Source organism: Lipingzhangella halophila (genome assembly GCF_014203805.1).
Classification (GTDB): Bacteria; Actinomycetota; Actinomycetes; order Streptosporangiales; family Streptosporangiaceae; genus Lipingzhangella; species Lipingzhangella halophila.
Window position 1 is genome coordinate 3338614 of record NZ_JACHJT010000001.1, and the last position, 19234, is coordinate 3357847.

Genomic DNA, 19234 nt, shown 5'->3' on the forward strand with positions numbered 1-19234 from the left:
GAGGCAGTGGTCCCGGCTCCGCATGACCGAACAACGGGAGGCACCTCTATGCCTGGCGATCGCACCCTGAACATCGCCGTGATCATCGGCAGCACCCGCGACAACCGGTTCGGGCCCACTCCGGCCCGGTGGATCGCCGCACAGGCCCGGCAGCGGGAAGACTGGGACGTCGACGTCATCGACCTCAAGGAAGCGGCGCTTCCCGAGACGCTGAGCAGGCCCGCACCCGAGCCGGTGCGGCAGCTGCAGCCCCGCTTGGCCCGGTCCGACGCGTTCATCGTGGTTACCCCGGTATACAACCGCGGCTATCCGGCACCCCTGAAGACGGCAATCGACTGGTACCACCACGAGTGGAACGCCAAACCCGTGGGGTTCGTGTCCTACGGCGGTATCGGCGGCGGGCTGCACGCGGTGGAGCAGCTACGCCTCGTCTTCAACGAGGTCCATGCGGCCACCATCCGCGACACCGTCAGCTTCGCCAACTTCTGGGAACACTTCGACAAGAACGGCGCGACCTCGGACGGCGAGCCGATCGACGGCGCCGCCAAGAAGTTCCTGGACCAGTTGGGCTGGTGGGCCCACGCGCTGCGCGCCGCCCGCGCCCGCACCCCCTACACGCCGTGAGCACGGGCACGGGCCACCGTGCCGGGCCGGCTCCCGGACTCCCGGGAGCCCGGGAGCCGGTCGCCGGGGACGGTGGCGACCGGCTCGGCGGAACGCCCATCGCTACTGGGCGCTGGCGGCGGGGCGTACCACGATCTCGTTGACGTCGACCTCGGCGGGTTGGCTGACCGCGTACGCGATCGCGTCCGCGATCGCGGAGGCGGGGATGGCCACGGACCGGTAGGTCTTCATGTCCTCGCGGGCGCGCGGGTCGGAGATCGAGTCGGCCAGCTCCGACTCCGTCACCCCCGGGGAGACGAGGCTGACCCGGATGCCACCGGCGGACTCCTGGCGAAGCCCTTCGGAGATCGCGCGAACCGCGAACTTGGTGGCGCAGTACACCGAGGCGGTGGGCACTACTTCGTACGCGCCCACCGACGCGATGTTTACGACGTGGCCTTCGCCCTGGTCGTGCATGACCGGAAGGGCGGCAGCGATACCGTGGAGCACTCCCCGCACGTTCACGTCGATCATCCGGTCCCACTCACCGACCCTGAGCGCGGCCAGCGGCGAGAGCGGCATTATCCCGGCGTTGTTGACCAGCACGTCCACCCGCCCGTGGCGCTCACGGGCGGCGGCCACGAAATCGTGCACATCGGCCGCGTCGGTGACGTCCAACCGCCGGGACGACGCGGTGCCGCCGTCGGCGGTGATCTTCGCGACGAGCGTCTCCAGACGGCCGGTGCGTCGTGCGCCCAGCACGACCCGGTGGCCGTCGGCAGCCAGGCGAAGCGCGGTGGCCTCCCCGATCCCGCTGCTCGCCCCGGTAACCAGAACGACCTTGCCGGCTCCTGTCATCTCTACTTCTCCTCCCGGTAGAGGACGAGGTGCCCGTGGTAGAGCACGCCGTCGCGAATATCGCCGGTCGCGGTGAACCCGGTGTCGTCGACGTAGTCCAGATGGCTGCCAGTCACCGTGTACCTGCCGGTGTAGGCGCTGCGCCGGCCGCCGCGGGCTTCGTCGTACCGCCCGTCCGGGCGCAGCTCCTGGCGGATGTGTCCGTCCGCGGTCACCCACATCCCGACCACGTCGGCGCCGCCGTCGCGGTTGTCGGTAATCCCGGTCATGGCCGCCTCCTCTCTGTGTTGGCACGGCTCTGTCCGGCGCCGACAAGTCTGGTCAGGACAGCGACCACCAACCAGGGCGCGTTCTTCCCGGGTGTGCCACACCCGGGAAGAACGCCGAGCCGCCGCGTACCGCGGAGGTATGACCGGCAACACCCTGGGGCGGCTTTCCGCGGGCCCGCCGCTCGTGCCCGCGTCCGGATGATGCCGGTACGGCCAGCTACGGCGCCCGCAGGGCCACCGGGGCGCGCCGGGAGTAGGCCGCCGTCCTGACCGGGATCAACGTCGACTACCACACACGCCTGGAACAGGGCCGCGGCGGCGGCTGAGCAGCCCGACCGGGAGGACGGGCAACGAGTACCCTGTGCGCAGAACCGACGATGAAAGGCGGGCGGATGCGCTACGTGGCGCTCGGCGACAGTCAGACCGAAGGGCTGAACGACGGCGACGAGCGCACGGGGTACCGGGGCTGGGCGGACCGGTTGGCCGAGCAGCTCGCCGCCCAGCATCCGGGCTTCCGCTACGCCAACCTCGCCGTTCGCGGACGCCTCGCCGGGCAGGTCCGCGCCGAGCAGCTGGAGCCGGCCCTGGCGTTGGAGCCCGACCTAGTGACGGTCATGGCGGGGATGAACGACCTGGTCCGGCCGAGGTTCGACGCCGCGGCGGTGACCGCGCACCTGGAGGCGACCTACGCGGCGCTCGCCGACTCGGGAGCCCAGGTGGTCACGTTCACCTTCCCCGACATCACGCGGATCGCTCCCCTCGTCCGGTGGCTGGGGCCGCGGGTGCTGGATCTCAACGAGCGGATCCGGAGCGCGGGCGCCCGCCACGGCGCCGTCGTCGTGGACACCTTCCACCACGAGGTGACCGTGGATCCCCGGCTGTGGAGCGCCGACCGCATCCACGCCACCTCGCTGGGCCACGCTCGGATCGCCGCGGCCACGGCGCACGCCCTCGCGTTGCCGGGCAGCGACGACTCGTGGACAGAGGCGCTCCCAGCGCTGGCCCCGGCTTCGGTACTCAGCCGCGTTCGAACCGAGCTGGTGTGGGCCGGGACCTTCCTGGGGCCATGGGCGATGCGCCGCCTGCGGGGACAGTCCTCGGGGGACGGCCGCACCGCCCGCAGACCGCGCCTCCTTCCCGTTGACCCGCGGTGAGTGCGCCGCGGGTCCACGCCCCTCTCACCGCGCGGCGGCCACGCGCTGCTCCAGAACGGTGATGGCCCACTCCCCCCAGCGGATGTTCTCGCGCTCGAAGTCCAGGCCCCGCATGAGGGTGAGGTAGGGGCCCACCCGCTCGGCGCGGGCGAGGTGCTCCTCTTCCGTTCGTCCGGCGAGCAGCCGGAGCCGCAGCCGCTCGAAACGGGCGACCTTCGCTCTGGCCCAGGCCACACGTTCCCTGATCGACGCCTGGACCGCCTCGGCGTCACCGGTGTCGACCGCCTGAACCCGAACCAAGAGCTCATCGCGGATCGCGCCGGGTCGGGCAGGGGATGCCGTGAAGGCGCGCAGCGCCTCCCGGCCCGCGTCGGTGAGGGTGAACAGCCGCTTATTGGGCCTGCGCTCCTGCTGCACGACGCGGGCGCTGACGAGCCCGTCGGCCTCCAGCCGGTCGAGCTCGCGGTAGAGCTGCTGGGGTGTGGCCATCCAGAAGTTGGCCACCGACGCGTTGAACCCCTTGGCCAGGTCGTACCCGGATGCCTCGCCTTCCAGGAGCGCGGCCATGACCGCATTGCGCAATGACATCTCGCCAGGTTAACCCGCTGTCTAGTGCCACTGTCGCCTAAACAACCCGTTGACCATCACGTCCGCCCCCTCCCTCAACTACTCATTGGACATCACTCTACGATGTGCATAATCTCAGAAGCACCTAGACAACGAGTTGAATAAGAAGGTGACGCATGACCTCATTCCGCGAGGCGGTAGAGGCGCGGAACGCGACCGCGATCGGGACGACGCTCGCCGAGGACGTCGTGTTCACCAGCCCTGTCGCGAACACGCCGTTTCCGGGCCGGGCGCTCGCTACGGCGATCCTGCGCGGCGCTATGCGGGTGTTCGAGGACTTTCGCTACGTCCGCGAGATCGCGAACGCGGACGGGCGAGACCACGTGTTGGTGTTCCAGGCCAGAGTGGGCGACACGGAGGTGCACGGCTGCGACTTCCTCCATTTCGACGACGACGGCCTGATCGACGACATCACCGTCATGGTTCGGCCGCTGGACGGCGCGAACGCTCTGGCCGAGGCGATGGGCGCGCAGTTCGAGCAGATCAGCAGCGAGGCAATGGAGCGGTAAACGGCCCCGATGCGGCCGCGGCCCGGGCGGGCACGCCCCTGGGCCGCGGCGCGGCTTCCCCCTCACTCATCGGCGATCGCCGCGACCACCTCGATCCGGGTGGCGCGGCGGGCGGGCCACACCGCCGCGACGACCCCGATGGCCACCATGGCCACAAGCGCGGCTCCGATCAGCGGGAAAGGGATCGTGACGTCGGAGAGGCGCTGGCCGAGCATGCTGTGCTGGACCACGGTTCCGGCCCCCACCCCGGAAGCGACACCGAGCAGCCCACCGAACACCGAGAGGACGACGCTCTCCACCCGGATCGCGCGTCGGACCAGCCGCCGGTTCGCTCCCACGGCGCGCAGCACACCGATCTCGCGAACGCGCTCCATGACCGCCAGCGTCAGGGTGTTGACCACCCCGAAGACTCCGATGACGACCGCGAACCCGAACATCGCGTAGCTGACCAGCAGGCCGAGCCGGAACTGCGCGATCCGGTCGTCGATGTGCCCCTGCCGGTCGCGGACCGCGACGTCGGGCCGGTCGGCGAACGCGTCGGCGATCGCCTCGCGCGCGGCCTCGGGGTCGGGGCCGGTCGCATGCACCATGGTGGTGTCGGCCCGCGCGTCCTCGGGCACCTCGGCGGCATCGTAGTAGAGGCTCGCCTGCATCTCGGTGCCTTCGTAGGTGCCCGCGACAGTTGTGTCGAGCTCCGCACCCGCGTCGAACTCCAGCGTGATGGCGTCGCCGGGCGCGAGCCCGAGCATGTCGGCCTGGTTCTTGGAGATCAGCGCCCCACGGCTCAGGTCGGCCGAACCGGCGACGATCTCCGGACGCAGCACTTCGGTGAACCCGTCCGGGTCCACAGCGGTCACGATCCGCTCGGCGCTCCCCTGGCCGTGCCGGATCCGCGCCAGCTCGTCCGCGCTCGCCACCGCCGTGCTCACCTCGGGGAGCTCCTCGATCGTGCTGACATCCGCCGGATCGAGCGACGCGTCAGCTACCTCCGGGCGCACGATCGTGGTCGTGTCCGGCAGTGTGGCGCGGATCGACGAGGTGGCCAGGCTCGTCAGCGAGGCGCTGAGCGTGGCGAACACCCCGATCAGCGTCAACCCGACCATCAGGGCGGAGGCGGTGGCAGCGGTACGCCGCGGATCGCGTGCGGCGTTGCGCAGGCCCAGGCGCGTGGCCACCCCGCCGTACCGGTTCGCGATCCGCGCCAGCGGACGCAGCACCGCCCTGACCGCCGCCGGGATCAGCAGCAGACAGCCGACCACGGCGAGGACGGCCCCGCCGATCCCGACGATCCGCTGTACCGCGTCCACACTGGGCGACGCCGTAACCGTGATCGCGACCGCTCCCAGGAGGACCGCCAGCACACCAACCAGGGAACGCGCCGCGGTGGACGCGGCCGGCGCCTCGGCGCCGGCGCGCAACGCGGACATGGGCGGCACGGCAGCGGCGCGACGCGCCGAACCGTACGCCGCCAGCACGGTCACCCCGACACCGGCGAGGTACCCGGCGGCGATACCGCTCGGCGGGACCGCGGCGCCGGGACCGCCCGAATCCGCGCCGGCGGGATCCATCGCGGTGAACGCCAGCAGCCCGCCCGCGGAACCGAGGCATACTCCGAGGGTGGCGCCGGCCACCCCGAGCAGTGCCGCCTCGGCGACGACGGCCCGCCGCACCTGGGCGCGGCGCGCACCCACGGCACGCAGCAGCGCGAAGCGCCGGGTCCGCTGCACGGCCAGGGTCGCGAACGTGTTCGCGATGACGAACGCCCCCGCCAGCAGAGCGACAGCGGCGAACGGCAGGAGCTGGTCACGGGTGTTCGAAGCGGTCTCCCGCGCCGCCTGTTCCGCCTCGTCGGCGAGCTCGGCGCCGGTGGCGACGCGGTGGTCGCCGGAGCCGAGCAGGCGAGCGGCGTCCTCCGCGATGGCGCTCGGGGCACTGCCCGGTTCGGCGGCCAGTTCGATCCGGTCGAAGCGATCGCCGAACAGGTCACGTGCCGCCTCCGGCGTGTGGGCCACGATCGGCACGGGTTCCGGTTCGGCGGTGGTGCCGTCGCCGGTGCTCCGCGGGCCGAGTGGCCGGTAGTGGAACGTCCCGGCAACGGTGAAGGTGTCCGAACGCCCTTCGGGAAGCACCACTCGGGCCCGGTCGCCCACAGACAGGCCGGCCTTCGCAGCCTCCTTGCTGCGGAGCGCGACCTCCCCGCTGTCTCGCGGTGGCTGCCCACTGACCAGGGTGTAGCGTCCGGTGCCGTCCCAGTTGGAGCCGGCGTGGTCGAGCCCGTCTCCGACGAGTTCTCCATTGGGCCCAACGAGCCCGGAGCGTCCGGTGCGCACGCCGGTGGCACTGTCGACACCGGCGGCGGCGCCGAGGCGTTCCGCGTCCGCCGCGGTGAGGGGCGACGGGTCGGCGGTGCTCTGCACGGCCACCGCGACGTCCTGCCTGGTGTCCCCGCCGGCCAGGGTGCGTGCGGTGGACTCCGCCACGACCCAGGCCGCCACCACGAAGGCCACCCCCAGGGTGATCGCGGCGAGCGTCATAGCCAGGCGAGCCTTGTGCGCGAGTAGGTCGCGCAGCATCGCGCGCAGCATTCAGACCACCGTCCTCTCCAGAGCTTTCATCCGGTCGAGGACGGTGTCGGCGGTCGGCGCGGGCAGCTCGTCGACGAGCTGCCCGTCGGCAAGGAACAGCACCCGGTCGGCGTGCGCCGCGACGGCCGGCTCGTGGGTCACCAGCACCACGGTGCGGCCGAGGGTGTCCACGCTGTGCCGCAGCAGGGCGAGCAGCTCCTCCGAGGAAGCCGAGTCCAGTGCCCCGGTGGGTTCGTCGGCGAACACCACGTCGGGTTCGGTGATCAGGGCGCGGGCGCAGGCGACGCGCTGCTGTTGCCCGCCGGAGAGCTGGCTGGGCCGGTGGTCCAACCGGTCCCGCAGCCCGAGTGTGTCGGTGAGCGTCGCCGCGAGCGCGCGATCGGGGCGCCTCCCGGCGAGATCCAGCGGGAGCGTTACGTTCTCCCAGGCGGTCAGGGTCGGGATCAGGTTGAACGACTGGAACACGAACCCGATGCGGTCGCGGCGCAGCTCGGTCAGCTCGTCGTCGTCCATGGCGGACAGTTCGGTGGTGCCGATCCAGACCTCCCCCGTGGTTGGACGTTCCAGACCGGCAAGGCACTGCACCAGGGTGGACTTTCCCGACCCCGAGGGCCCCATGATCGCGGTGAGCCGCGCCGCGCGGATGTGCGTGTCGACACCGTCGAGCGCGGCAACGCGGGCGTCTCCGGAGCCGAACGTCCTACCCAGGTTGGCGGCGCGGACGGCGTATTCGGTCGTATCGGTCATGGGCACAAGTCTGTGCGCGGGAGGGCCGGGCCGCGTCAGCCTGACCGGTACCGCGTCTGCTCTCCCCGAGGGAGCTGGTGTTAGACGATCGTGGTAGGACATGGGGCGGGCTCGCGGGCTAGCCTCTACCCGTGGCCCAACCCGCAACCAGTAATGACCAGGGGCGCGTCGCGTGGCTGGCCGGCCGCGCCGGGCCGGTGGTGCTCGCGGTCGCGGTCGTCGCCGGCTCGCTCTGGACAGCGGTGGATGACAACGCGTCCCAGATCGACGCGGCAACGTTCCTCGACCTGGACCGTTGGGCGGTGGCCGGCACGGCGCTGGTGCTCGCGGTGGCGTGTGTGGCCGCCATCCGGCGGGCACCGCGCGGGCTCGCGCCGCTGTTCGCGCTCGCGTTCGCCGGTCAGGTGGGCCTGTCGATGTGGCCGCCGCTCGTGGTCGCGTCGTACTTCGCGGCGACAACGCTCCGGCAGCGCGCGCACCTGGTGGCCTTCGCGGTGGCCGCCGGTGCCGTACTGACCGCTCCGGCGGGGCTCGGCGCGGCCCTCAGCATCGGTGCGGCGGGGTGGGATTCGGTACGTAGTGCCCTCGGCGGCGTTGCGCTGTTCGTGGTGCTGCCCATCGTGGTGGGACTGTGGCTCAGGGCACGCCGGGAGGTGGTGGCCGGGCTGCGCGAGCGGGCCGCGTACCTGGAGCGCGAACAGATCGCGCGCAGCGAGCGGGCCCGCGTCCAGGAGCGCTCCCGCATCGCCCGGGAGATGCACGACGTGGTCGCGCACCGGGTGTCGCTGATGGTGATGCAGGCGGGCGCGATCCAGGCCAACGCCTCCGATCCCGGTGTCGCCGCCGACGCGGCAACGTTGCGGTCCACTGGCCGCGAGGCGCTCACCCAGCTACGGGAGGTCCTGGGGGTACTGCACTCCCCCGGCCCACGTGAGACCGGTGAGCCGGTGGAGCCGCAGCCCACCCTGGAAGGCCTCGACACGCTCCTGGACCGGTCGCGGTCGGCCGGGGTGCCCGTCGACCGGCACGATACGGGGGAACCGGGGGACCTGCCGGCTCTGGTGGAGCGCACCGCCTACCGGGTGGTCCAGGAAGCCCTCACCAACGTGCACCGGCACGCGGGCGGCGCGCGGACCGATGTCGTGCTGCACCATAGCCCGGAGGAGTTGGTGGTCACGGTGCGCAACGCGGCTCCGCACCCTGTGGAGGCCCCGCTACCGGGCAGCGGCATGGGGTTGGTGGGGCTGCGCGAGCGCGTCGAGCTCCTCGGGGGCGCGCTGAGCTCCCACCGGGACGACGACGGCGGGTTCACCCTGTCGGCCCGGCTCCCGGTGGCCGGCGCGGCTCCGGCGGGCCGCCAATGAAGGGGCCGCCATGATCCGGGTGCTGATCGCCGACGACGAGGCTCTCGTGCGCGCGAGTCTGCGCAGAATCCTGGAGCCGACCGACGATATCGAGGTGGCCGCGGAGGCGCGCGACGGCCGGGAGGCCGTCGCCGCCGTGACTCGGCACCAGCTCGACGTCGTCCTGATGGACGTCCGCATGCCGGCCATGGACGGGATCGCCGCGACCGGGGAGATCCACCGCCTCCCCCGCGCACCCGTGGTCATCATGCTGACCACGTTCGACCTCGACGAGTACGTGCACAACGCGCTGCGTGCCGGCGCCGCGGGGTTCCTGTTGAAGGACGCCGACCCCGGAGACCTCGCGTCGGCCATCCGTACCGTCGCCGCGGGCAACGCCATGCTCGCCCCGAGCGTCACGAAACGGCTGATCGGTGCGTTCACCGACGAGCGGCACGCGAAGGCCGGTGCGGCACGCGCGCGGATCGCGGCACTCACCAGCCGGGAGACCGAGGTGGTGACGGCCGTGGCGCGGGGGTTGTCCAACGCCGAGGCCGGGAGCGCCCTCGCGGTGAGCGAGGCGACGGTGAAGGTGCACCTCAGCCGCGCGCTCACCAAGCTGGGCCTGGACAACCGGGTGCAGGTGGCGATCCTGGCCCACGACGCGGGGCTGGTGTCCTGAACCGGCCCGGGCCAGCGCGCTGCTGCCCGCGGCCTGCGGCCGCTTCAGCGGACGCGCGTGCAGCGGGTGTCGGGTCGCGGCCGGTTCCGGCCGCCCCACCTCGGTCCGGCAGCTACTGGCCCCGGGTGGCCGCTTGACTCCCCTTCAGCTCCCGTACGGTATGTAGTCGTCACCGACACAGATCAGGAGAATGTCCCCCATGGCAGAAGATGCGCTTTCCGGTTCCGAGCCGCCGCTGCTCGACACCGGCCACCCCCACTCGGCGCGGGTCATGAACTACTGGTTGGGCGGTAAGGACAACTACCCCGCCGACCGCGTCATGGGTGACGAGGTCATCGCGCATTCCCCGGAGATCGTCGAGGCCGCCCGCGCCGATCGGGCCTTTCTGGTCCGGGTGGGAACCCACCTCGTGAGAGAGGCCGGGATTCGCCAGTTCCTCGACCTGGGCACCGGGTTGCCCACCGCCAGCAACACCCACGAGGTCGTCCAGGCGGCGGCGCCGGAGTGCCGGGTCGTCTACGTCGACAACGACCCGATGGTGCTGGCGCACGCACGCGCGCTGCTGGTCAGCACGCCCGAAGGGGGGACGACCTACGTCGACTCCGACCTCCGCGACGTCGACACCGTTCTGCGGCAGGCCGCGGGGCTGCTGGACTTCACCCAGCCCATCGCCCTTACGATCCTGGGCACCATGCTGCACATCGAGGACGCGGACGCCTACCCGACCGTGCGGCGCTATACGGACGCGCTCCCGTCCGGCAGCTATCTGGTCCTGGGCGACAGCACCAACACCAGTGACAACATCGTCGCGAGTGCCGAGCGTTGGAACGCGTCCTCCCCGACACCGGTCCACCTGCGCAGCCCCGAGCAGCTCGGTCGGTTCTTCGACGGCTTGGAGATCGAGGAGCCGGGCATCGTCCCGGTTCCGCTGTGGCGCCCCGAGCCCTACGAGGTCGGGGCCGCCAACGCCGACATCGACGCCTACTGCGGGCTCGGCCGCAAGCCGTAGCATCGGCACGGCCGGGTTCGAGGGCCGCGGGACACCACCGGGGAAGGTGCGGACACGATCATGGGGCGTTGGACGTTCACCCTTGTCGACCACTGGACGGCGCACCCGCCCCTCGACGACACGATTACCTACGACGATGCCGAGTCCCTGGCCAGAGACGGGGTACTGGCCACCGCGGGCGACACCCGGATCAAGGCCGGCGGCCACAGGCTCACCCGTGTCAGCGCGGACGGGACCCCGCTCTGGCGGCACGACTGTACGGGACTCCCCGCATGGCGCACGTGTCCGGCGACCGGCTGCTGGTGCTCACCGACTCGGTGGACTACCACCCATGGGGCTATCTCGGCCCCGCGCTGCTGCTCGATCTGCACAACGGGCGCCTGGTCGCCGAGCTGCGCGGCGAGCGCGGGGCCCCGATGGGCAACGGGCGCTTCCTGGTGGGCCTCCAGGGCTATGACGTCTTCGACACCTGGTTGCACGACCGCGACGGCACCTTGCTGACGTCCTGGCGCAGCTTCGGGTACTACATCCCTGACCCCGACTCGACGGTCCGCGTCATCGAGCAACCCAACAGGACCCCGCCGTCCACGCACGTCGTCCGGCTGCTCCCCGACGGGGGGATCGAGCGCGGCCCGTCGCTCTCGGCCGGGAGGCCCCCCACCCCGGTCGTCCTCGCCGATGGCACCGCCATGGTGCTCGACCAGGGCGTACTGCGCGCGTTCGACTGGAGCCTCCGCGGGGAGGAGGTGGCCAGACTGCTGAGCGTGGAACCCAATAAACTACACCTCTTCCCCAGCCGGGTCCGCCTGGAGGGCGACCGGTTGACGGTGACCGTCACCGAGCTCCGGAACCTCGCCCAGGTGCAGGCTGTCGAGCCCGTGCAGGCTGTCGAGCGCAACCAGTGGACCTTCGCCTGCCAACAAGCCGGCCGTTGAGCCCCGCGCACCAGCCCCCGCCGAGGGGGCCGCGGCTGCGCTCCCTCGGCGGGCGGGACCCGCGCATGCTCAGGTGGCGTAGTCGGGGTAGGGCAGCGAGAAGTGGGACAACCGCCGCGCGTACTCCTTCTGGAAGCCCAACGGCTCGTCGTAGTCGCGTTCGAACATGGCGATGAACAGCGTGAGGGTGAGGAACGGGTGCGCGCCGAGCTCGAACAGTGCCGGATAGTCGTGGCCGGCGAGCGCGGCGCGCTCGGCGTCCTCGAAACGCAGCCAGGTGCTCGCCTCACCGTTGTGGCAGTTGAGGATCCGGCCGGCTTCCTGGTCCTCCCACCACTCGACGGTGCCCCGCGGGTCCTCCCGGTAGCGCTCGACCAGGTCCGGGTCGCGGTCGACCGTGTAGAGGAACTTGTTGACCAGGTACTTGCTCACCGCGCGCCTCCGTCGGGGTACCAGGTGAAGTAGGCCTCCATGGTGTGGAACAGGTCGTAGGTGTCGACGTAGTCGGCTTTGTGCCCCTCGCCGGCCACACCCATCATGAGCATGAAGTCCATGAACCCGTGGGTGGCGTTGCCCGGCGAGTGCAGGCTGTCCAGCGTGACCTCGGACAGGCACCCCTCGATGTCACCGGAGGAGATCCACTCCACCGCGCGCTGGTCGAACTCGGGGTCGGGGCCGTGCGGGCCGAACTGGCGCGGCCCGCCGAGCTCCAGCGACAGGTGCCCGGTACCGATCACCGCCACACGCTGGTCCGCCGGCCAGGACTCGATGAGCTGCCGGATGGTCCGGCCCAGCTCGACGAAGCGCTTCGGCCGCGGCAGGGGCGGGGCGAAGATGTTGGTGTAGATCGGCACGATCGGCAGGTCGTTCTGCGGGCGCAGCGTGATGATCGGGCAGGTGATCGAGTGGTCGATCCGCATCTCGTTGGAGAACGCCAGGTCGAACCCGGCGTCGATGCCCTCCCGCAGGACGTAGGACGAGAGGTCCTCGTGCCCCTTCAGCAGCATCCGCGGCAGGCCGAACTCGCGCTCCTCGTTGTAGAAGTTCGCGTCGTAGAAGGGGGCCTTACCGACCAGGAACTGCGGCATGTTGTCCAGCCAGAGCTGGTGGAAGTGGTCGGATCCGACCATCACCAGCACGTCCGGGCGGGCCCTGGTCAGGGTCTCCCGGAACGCCGTGATCTTGCGTACCCATTCGTCGGCGAACGCCGGGCGGTCCTCGCCGGTGGCGGTGCTGGCGCGGTAGTAGAACGGGTGGTGCGTGGACGCGATGATTGCGACCACCTGAGCCATGCGCGTCTCCTCTCCTTCCGGCGTCGGCCGCCGCGGTCAGTCGGGGGTGTACGGGGCGGGGTCGACGGCCTGGTTGTTCTGGTCCACCGACAGGAAGATGTCGTTGCCGACGGGGCGGCGCACCTCCTCGGCGAGCTGGCCGATCAGTCCGGCGGTGCGGGCCAGCAACGCGAACCCGCGGAGCAGCTCGATGGGCAGGTCGATGTCGGCCAGCGCCGCTCCGCAGACCCCGGCCCCGTTCAGCGGCAGCTCGCGGCCCAGGACCTGCGGGTGCACGCGGCCGATCGCCGCGAACAACGACAGGTGCGGCCCGAACAGCTCCTCTTCGGTGGCGATCCGCATGAGCCGGGGAGTGCGGGGGTCGCCGTCCTTGTGCACGTGGTGCCCCAGGCCGGGGATGCGCTGCCCGGTCGCGCGCCGCGCCCGCACGGTCTCCAGGGCCAGTGCGTCCCACGCGGCGTCGTCGGTGGGCGGTGCGCCTTCGGCGCCGGCCAGCACCTCGTGCAGGAAGGCGCCGGTGTCCTCGGTGACGCCGAGGAACCGCGATCCGCCGCCGAGGAGCCCGGCGGCGAGCGCGCCCTGGATCGAGTCCGGCGCCGAGAGGTAGGTGAGGCGGGTGGTGATCGCGGTCGGGGTGAAGCCGTGGTCGGCGAGCGCGGCGAGCACCGCCTCGAACACCCGGGTCTGGCCCGGGGTTGGCCGCCGTTGGGTGGCCAACCAGTAGGCGAGTTCCCCGAAGCCGACCGTGCCCATAACGTCCTCGGCGAGGTCGTGGCCGAGCAGGGTGATCGACTCCCGGTCCGACGCGCCCAACGCCGTCGGGTAGCTGGGATGCTCAGTCACGCTCGTCCTCCTCCTTGGTGGTCAGCCAGCTACGCAGCGCCGTGCCGTGCTCGTCGAGCTCGGGTGGCGGCAGCTCGTGGTGCACTGGCGACTCCGAGAACCGGATCGGGTGCCGGGTGGTCGGGACGGCCCGGTCGCCGTGCCCGGCGTCGACGACGGGGTCCAGGCCGAACCGCTCCGCCATCGCGAAGCCGCCGTCAATGGTGTTGATCGGAGCGCAGGGGACCCCGGCCTCGACGAGGATGTCGAACCACTCGCCCGCCCCGCGCGTGGCGAGCTGCTTCACCAGGAGGGTACGCAGGTCGCCGCGGTTCGCGGTGCGGTCGGCGTTGTGCGCGAACCGGGGGTCCTCGGCCACTTCCGCGATGCCCAGCGCCTCGCACAGCTTGCGGAACTGCCGGTCGTTGGCGGCCGTCACAATGAGGTCGCGGTCGGCGGTGGGGAGCGGCTCGTAGGGGAAGACGCTGGGGTGGGCGTTTCCCATCCGGTAGGGCACGGTCCCGCCGGCGACAAAGGCGGAGCTGTGGTTGACCATGCCGGTCAGCGCCGAGCTGAGCAGGTTGACGTCGACGTGCTGGCCCTGGCCGGTGGCGTCGCGGTGCCGAAGGGCGGCCAGGATGCCGATCACCGCGTGGTTGCCCGCCATGATGTCGAACACCGAGATGCCCGCCCGGTACGGCGGCCCTTCCGGGTCGCCGGTCAGGCTCATCAGCCCGGAGATCGCCTGGACCATCAGGTCGTAGCCCGGCACGTGCGCGCCCGCGCCCAGCCCGAACCCGGAGATCGACGCGTAGACGACCCCGGCGTTGTACGCGCGCACACTGTCGTAGTCCAGCCCGTACTTGGCCAGCCCGCCCGGCTTGAAGTTCTCGATGACCACGTCCGCGCGGCGTGTCAGCTCGCGCGCGACCCCGGCGTCGTCCTCCTGCGCCAGGTCCAGCGCGATCGACCGCTTACCCCGGTTGACCCCGAGGTAGTAGGTCGACACGTCGTCACGCTCTGGTGGCACCCAGCCGCGGGTCTCGTCGCCCTGCGGACTCTCGACCTTGACCACCTCGGCGCCGAGGTCGGCGAGCAGCATTGTCGCGTACGGCCCCGCCAGCACACGGGAGAGGTCGGCCACCAGCACGCCCGACAGTGGCCCGCCAGCGCCGCGCTCCCCCGAGGGCGCGCTCTCCACCATGCACAAACACCCTTCTGTCCGCTGAGCGGACGAACGTCCGCTTTACCGGATTCTTTGTGACATGGCACGACGCTGTCAAGCATCGCGGCAGCTACGGGGCCGCGGGCACGGTCACGTGCGGCACCTCCGCCAGGCGCGCGAAGTCGGCGCTGATGTTGCCCGCGGTCTGCAACAGAAGCGGCAGGTGGTGGTCGAGCAGCCAGTCGACGGAGGTCTCGGCGGCGTGCGCGTTGACATTGATGCCGGCGATCACCCGGCCGGTCCCGTCCCGCAGCGGCGCCGCCACGGAACGGATCCCCGGGGCGAGCTGTTCGTCGGTCAGCGCCCAGCCACGGGCGCGCACCTCGCGCAGCTCGGTGTCGCGTTCGGCGCGGTCGGGCTGCCACCGCGGCTCCAGGCCCGAGCGGGTGGGCTCGGCCAACACCTGGTCCGCCTCCTCCGTGGAGAGCGCCGCGAGCTGCACCTTGCCCAGCGACGTCTGCAACGCTGGGAACCGGGTGCCGATCTGCACGGCCAGGGTGACGATCTTCGGCACCGCCACGCGGGCGACATAGACGATGTCCGACCCGTCGAGCTGGGCGATCGAGCAGGACTCGTTGGTCTGGGCGACGAGTCGTTGCATGTGCGGCCGGGCGACGTCCCACAGCCCCATCGAGCGCACGTAGGCCACCCCGAGCTCCAGCACCCGCGGGGTGAGCGCGAACCCCCGGTCGTCGGAGCGCACGTAGCCGAGCTCCTCAAGGGTGAGCAGGATGCGCCGGACTGTGGGCCGGGCCAGCCCGGTCGCGGTCGCGACCTCGGTCAGCGCCATCACGGGCCTCTCGGGGTCGAAGGCGCTGATGACCTCCAACCCGCGGGCCAGCGACTCGATGAAATCCGGTCCGGTTCCCTCACGCGGCATAACACGACTCCCCCATCTCGGTGGCGATTGCGGGCAGCACCCGCCCGTCTGTCCGACTGCCGGACGCGAGCGTCCGGCACTCCGGGCACCCGTGCTACCGGAGGTGGATTGACAGTAGGCCTGGCGTCGACCACACTAGCTCCAATTCCATAATGACCGCTCAGCGGACAACTGTCCGGCACCCCGCGATGCCGTCGCAAAGGAGCCAAGCCATGAGCGAGCCCACCGATTTCGCAGTTGGGCGCCCCGTCGTACTGCGCGGCGGCATCGTGTTGACCATGGACGACGCCAAACGGGTGCTCTCCCCCGCTGACGTCCTGGTCGTCGACGACACGATCGCCGCTGTCGGCACCGACCTGGCCGTTCCCGAAGGAACCGTCGAGGTCGACGCCAGCGGCGGCATCGTCATGCCCGGCATGATCGACACCCACCGGCACATGTGGCAGACCGCCATGCGCGGCTACGGCGCCGACTGGACGCTCACCCAGTACTTCGTCTGGTACTACCTGGAGTGGGGCCGGACATTCCGCCCCGAGGACATCTACGCCGGCAACCTGCTGTCGGCGATCGAGGCCCTCGAAGCGGGCGTCACCACCACGGTCGACTGGTCGCACGGGCTCCAGACGGTGCAGCACGCCGACGCGGCCGTAGACGCGCTGCAGACGGTCCCCGGCCGGTTCGTGCTGGCCTACGGCAACATCCAGCAGTCCCCCGCTGAGTGGACCGCGGCACCGGAGTTCCGCGACTTCGTGAACCGCCGCTTCACCGGCGACGACATGCTCGGCTTCCAGATCGCGTTCGACGTCACCGGCGATCCGGACTTCCCCGAGAAGCCCGCCTTCGAGGTCGCCCGCGACCTCGGCGTCCCCGTCACCACGCACGCCGGAGTGTGGGGAGCGACCGGCGACGACAGTATCCGGCTCATGCACGACCACGGGTTCATGACCCCGGAGAACGTGTACGTGCACAGCGCCTCGCTTTCCGATGACTCCTACCACCGCATCGCCGCGACGGGAGGCTCGGCCTCCGTCTCCACCGAGAGCGAGCAGAGCGCCGGCCAGGGGTACCCGCCCACGTGGAAGTTGCGCGCGCACGGCATCCCGGTATCGCTGTCGATGGACACCTCGGTCTGGCAGAGCGGGGACCTGTTCTCCGCTATGCGCGCCACCCTGGGCGCCGACCGCTCCCGCGAGCACCTCGCGGCCCAAGCCCGGAACGACACTGTGACCCACTGCGCGCTGCGCGCCGAGCAGGTCGTCGAGTGGGCCACCCGCGGCGGGGCCGAGGCGCTCGGCCGCGACGCGACGCTGGGCAGTGTCGAGGTGGGCAAGAAGGCCGACCTCGTGCTGATCAAGAACGACTCCTCGCCGGTGATGTTCCCCCTGCTCAACCCGTACGGCCACGTGGCGTTCCAGGCCCAGCGCGGCGACGTGCACACCGTGCTCGTCAACGGCCGGGTGGTCAAGCACAACCACCGGCTGGTCGGCGTCGACCTCGCCGCGGCCCGGCGCACCGTGGAACGGACCGTCGAGCACCTGAGGTCGGCCATCGGCGAGGAGGCCTGGGAGAAGGGGATGAACCCGGACATCCCGGAGACGAAGATCCTCGACAACCCCTACACCTACACCGACTACCACAGCTCGGCCACGCGCACCCGCTAACCCGCCGGCCACGCTCGCCCGCGGCGCCAGCACGGCCGAGCTACGACTCGCGCGGCCTCGACGCGGGCAGCAGGGCGCGCAGCAGCTCGGCGGCGCCCTCGTGGAGCTCGGAGCGGCTGGGGGGCGCCGCCGCTCCGCTGCCCGCGAGGGAGTCGAACGCCATCCCCTCCATCCAGGCGATCACCGTACGAGCGTGCCGAGCGGGCTCGGGCGAGCCCAACTCGCGCATGAGGCGCTCGGCGAGGCCGCGGAACCGGGCCCCGATGCGGTCGTAGACCGCCCGCAGGTCCGGGTTGCGGCCGGCTTCCAGGGCCAGCTCCAGGCGGGCCCGGGTACGGTCCGGGTCGCGCGCGACAGCGGAGTGCGTGAACTCCGCGATGAGGGCGGCGGCGCCCCCGGCCGAGCCGGGGTCCAGGCTCTCTCCCTCGCCGAGATCCTGTTCGTCCTCCTCGGCCAGCCAGGTCAGGGCTGTCTCAATCAGCCGCACCCGGGTGCGTGCGTGGTAAGAGGTCGAGCCCGGAGGCAGGCCCGCCGCTTCGTCCACGGCCCGGTGCGTGAGGCCGCGCAGGCCGCGCTGCGCGATGATCGAGACCGCCGTGCGGGCGATCAGCTCCACTCGCGGGCGCACACCGCCCCTCCTATCCATCGGAACCTCTACGCCTGTAGTGTATGAACACTACAGCTATAGAGGAGTGTGCCATGCGGAACGGGACGGCCGTGATCATCGGGGCGGGGATCGGCGGACTCAGTGCTGGCGTGGCGCTCGCCCAATGTGGCTGGAACATCCACATCCTGGAACGCGCGGAAAAGATCGAGCCCGCCGGCGCCGGCCTGGCCATCGCGCCCAACGCGCTGCGCGGCCTCGACACCCTGGGGCTCGGCGACGGCGTGCGCGAACGCGCGGCGTTCGGCAGCGGGGGCTTCCGGCGCTGGACGGGCGGCTGGCTGCTCACCACGGACGCCGCCCGCGTCCGGCAGCAGTTCGGCGACACCGTGGTCGTGCTGCGCCGCTCCGAGGTGGTCGACCTGCTCCTGAAAGCGCTGCCTCCGGGGGCGGTGCGGACCGGCGTCCACGGCTACGTGGCCGAACCCGGTGGCGACAGCCAGCGTGCCCGGGTCAGGGTCACCGCGGAGGGCAGCCGGGACGCGTCCGAGGAGATCACGGCGGACCTGGTCGTGGCGGCCGACGGCGCGCGCTCGGCCGCCCGCGCCGCACTGTTCCCCGACCACCCGGGGCCGGTCTACGCCGGGTTCACCGCCTGGCGCCTGCTCACCGCGCCCGGCACGGCCGAGGCCCTGGGCATGCCCGACTCAGCGGAGACCTGGGGTCCCGGGGGCGTGTTCGGTCTCATGCGGTTGGCCGATGACGCGGTCTATGCCTACGCCACCGACGCGGTGCCGCCCGGCGGGCGAAACGACGACGAGCGCGAAGCGCTGCTGGCCCGCTTCGCGTACTGGCACGCGCCGATCCCCGCCCTCCTGAAGACTGCCGACCCCGAGGCGGTGCTGCGCAACGACGTCTGGCACCTGCCGGTGCCCCCGCCGCGGAGCCACCGCGGCCGGGTGGCCCTGCTCGGCGACGCTGCGCACGCGATGACGCCCAGCCTGGGACAAGGGGCCTGCCAGGCCGTGGAGGACGCGGTCACACTGGCGCACGCGGTACGCCGCGGCGACCACGGCGTCCCCACCGCGCTCACCACATACTCAGCGGCGCGCTCCCCCCGCACCGCCGACATCGTCCGGCAGTCGGCCCGCGCCGGCCACCTGACCCACATGCGCTCCGGCCCGGGACTCGCCCTGCGCGACGCTGCCCTGGCGACCGTGGGCCGGACCGCGCCGGGACTCTTCTACGGGATGCTGCGGGCCACCTTCAGCTGGCGCCCGCCCGCGGAGGCCCCGGAGTAGCTGTACTGGCCATGGAGGTCAGGTACAGCGCCGGTGACGCACGCGCGCGGTCCCGCCCGCGGCGAGGGCAGCGAGGGCGGTGGATGGGCCAGCCCCGTGCCGCGCCGTTGTGCACCGAACCTGACCGT

20 protein-coding genes are annotated in these 19234 nt (G+C 71.6%); 9 read left to right on the top strand and 11 right to left on the bottom strand.

Translation table 11 applies throughout. The annotated features are described in order from the left end of the window. The first annotated feature begins 48 nt into the window (after window positions 1-48). Complete coding sequence (locus F4561_RS15450; RefSeq protein WP_184579718.1) at window positions 49-624, top strand: NADPH-dependent FMN reductase; 576 nt, start codon at window positions 49-51, stop codon at window positions 622-624. Window positions 625-726: 102 nt separating this feature from the next. Here F4561_RS15450 and F4561_RS15455 read toward each other — a convergent pair whose 3' ends face one another. Both F4561_RS15455 and F4561_RS15460 read right to left on the bottom strand, forming a co-directional pair. Next, window positions 727-1461, bottom strand: coding sequence for an SDR family oxidoreductase (locus F4561_RS15455; RefSeq protein WP_184579719.1), 735 nt, complete (start codon window positions 1459-1461; stop codon window positions 727-729). Window positions 1462-1463: 2 nt separating this feature from the next. Continuing rightward, the gene (locus F4561_RS15460) at window positions 1464-1730 is read right to left on the bottom strand and encodes an Atu4866 domain-containing protein (protein WP_184579720.1); all 267 of its coding nucleotides are present in this window, start codon (window positions 1728-1730) and stop codon (window positions 1464-1466) included. Window positions 1731-2122: 392 nt separating this feature from the next. Between F4561_RS15460 and F4561_RS15465 the strand changes: the two genes are divergently transcribed. Continuing rightward, a complete protein-coding gene (locus tag F4561_RS15465) occupies window positions 2123-2884 on the top strand; it encodes an SGNH/GDSL hydrolase family protein (RefSeq protein ID WP_184579721.1) in 762 nt (253 codons plus the stop codon). Window positions 2885-2908: 24 nt separating this feature from the next. Here the strand turns inward: F4561_RS15465 and F4561_RS15470 are convergent, their stop codons facing one another. Further along, entirely contained in the window at window positions 2909-3472 is a 564-nt protein-coding gene (locus tag F4561_RS15470) for a PadR family transcriptional regulator (protein ID WP_184579723.1), read from the bottom strand. Window positions 3473-3627: 155 nt separating this feature from the next. Between F4561_RS15470 and F4561_RS15475 the strand changes: the two genes are divergently transcribed. Next, a complete protein-coding gene (locus tag F4561_RS15475) occupies window positions 3628-4020 on the top strand; it encodes a nuclear transport factor 2 family protein (protein ID WP_184579724.1) in 393 nt (130 codons plus the stop codon). 62 nt (window positions 4021-4082) lie between these two features. On the opposite strand, the gene F4561_RS15480 is transcribed toward F4561_RS15475, so the two are convergent. Then, on the bottom strand, window positions 4083-6605 hold the full coding sequence (locus F4561_RS15480; RefSeq protein ID WP_184579726.1) for an ABC transporter permease: 2523 nt from the start codon (window positions 6603-6605) through the stop codon (window positions 4083-4085). Then, window positions 6606-7352, bottom strand: coding sequence for an ABC transporter ATP-binding protein (locus F4561_RS15485; protein ID WP_184579728.1), 747 nt, complete (start codon window positions 7350-7352; stop codon window positions 6606-6608). Between the two features lie 131 nt (window positions 7353-7483). Between F4561_RS15485 and F4561_RS15490 the strand changes: the two genes are divergently transcribed. From F4561_RS15490 to F4561_RS15505, 4 genes are all read left to right on the top strand, one after another. Continuing rightward, window positions 7484-8716 (top strand): sensor histidine kinase, encoded by a 1233-nt coding sequence (locus F4561_RS15490; protein WP_312885292.1) that lies wholly within the window; start codon window positions 7484-7486, stop codon window positions 8714-8716. A 10-nt stretch (window positions 8717-8726) separates the two neighbouring features. Next, entirely contained in the window at window positions 8727-9377 is a 651-nt protein-coding gene (locus F4561_RS15495; protein WP_184579730.1) for a response regulator transcription factor, read from the top strand. 190 nt (window positions 9378-9567) lie between these two features. Next, window positions 9568-10386: an SAM-dependent methyltransferase gene (locus tag F4561_RS15500; protein ID WP_376773662.1), complete on the top strand. Its 819-nt coding sequence runs from the start codon at window positions 9568-9570 to the stop codon at window positions 10384-10386. Between the two features lie 272 nt (window positions 10387-10658). After that, the gene (locus F4561_RS15505) at window positions 10659-11321 is read left to right on the top strand and encodes a hypothetical protein (protein WP_184579734.1); all 663 of its coding nucleotides are present in this window, start codon (window positions 10659-10661) and stop codon (window positions 11319-11321) included. A 69-nt stretch (window positions 11322-11390) separates the two neighbouring features. Here the strand turns inward: F4561_RS15505 and F4561_RS15510 are convergent, their stop codons facing one another. The 5 genes from F4561_RS15510 to F4561_RS15530 all read right to left on the bottom strand — a co-directional run bounded on the left by F4561_RS15510 (window position 11391) and on the right by F4561_RS15530 (window position 15540). Next, entirely contained in the window at window positions 11391-11753 is a 363-nt protein-coding gene (locus tag F4561_RS15510; RefSeq protein ID WP_184579736.1) for a hypothetical protein, read from the bottom strand. Beyond that, a complete protein-coding gene (locus F4561_RS15515; RefSeq protein ID WP_184579738.1) occupies window positions 11750-12613 on the bottom strand; it encodes a DODA-type extradiol aromatic ring-opening family dioxygenase in 864 nt (287 codons plus the stop codon). Before F4561_RS15515 ends, F4561_RS15510 begins: the two co-directional genes overlap by 4 nt. Window positions 12614-12649: 36 nt before the next feature. After that, a complete protein-coding gene (locus F4561_RS15520; protein ID WP_184579740.1) occupies window positions 12650-13456 on the bottom strand; it encodes a citryl-CoA lyase in 807 nt (268 codons plus the stop codon). Continuing rightward, on the bottom strand, window positions 13449-14639 hold the full coding sequence (locus tag F4561_RS15525; RefSeq protein ID WP_184579742.1) for a CaiB/BaiF CoA transferase family protein: 1191 nt from the start codon (window positions 14637-14639) through the stop codon (window positions 13449-13451). Before F4561_RS15525 ends, F4561_RS15520 begins: the two co-directional genes overlap by 8 nt. A 91-nt stretch (window positions 14640-14730) precedes the next feature. Then, the gene (locus F4561_RS15530; protein ID WP_184579744.1) at window positions 14731-15540 is read right to left on the bottom strand and encodes an IclR family transcriptional regulator domain-containing protein; all 810 of its coding nucleotides are present in this window, start codon (window positions 15538-15540) and stop codon (window positions 14731-14733) included. Window positions 15541-15752: 212 nt separating this feature from the next. Between F4561_RS15530 and F4561_RS15535 the strand changes: the two genes are divergently transcribed. After that, the gene (locus F4561_RS15535) at window positions 15753-17201 is read left to right on the top strand and encodes an amidohydrolase family protein (RefSeq protein ID WP_184579746.1); all 1449 of its coding nucleotides are present in this window, start codon (window positions 15753-15755) and stop codon (window positions 17199-17201) included. 40 nt (window positions 17202-17241) lie between these two features. On the opposite strand, the gene F4561_RS15540 is transcribed toward F4561_RS15535, so the two are convergent. After that, complete coding sequence (locus F4561_RS15540) at window positions 17242-17829, bottom strand: TetR/AcrR family transcriptional regulator (RefSeq protein WP_312885293.1); 588 nt, start codon at window positions 17827-17829, stop codon at window positions 17242-17244. Window positions 17830-17900: 71 nt separating this feature from the next. On the opposite strand from F4561_RS15540, the gene F4561_RS15545 reads away from it, so the two are divergent. Next, window positions 17901-19106, top strand: coding sequence for an FAD-dependent monooxygenase (locus F4561_RS15545; protein WP_184579750.1), 1206 nt, complete (start codon window positions 17901-17903; stop codon window positions 19104-19106). The last annotated feature ends 128 nt before the right edge of the window (window positions 19107-19234 follow it).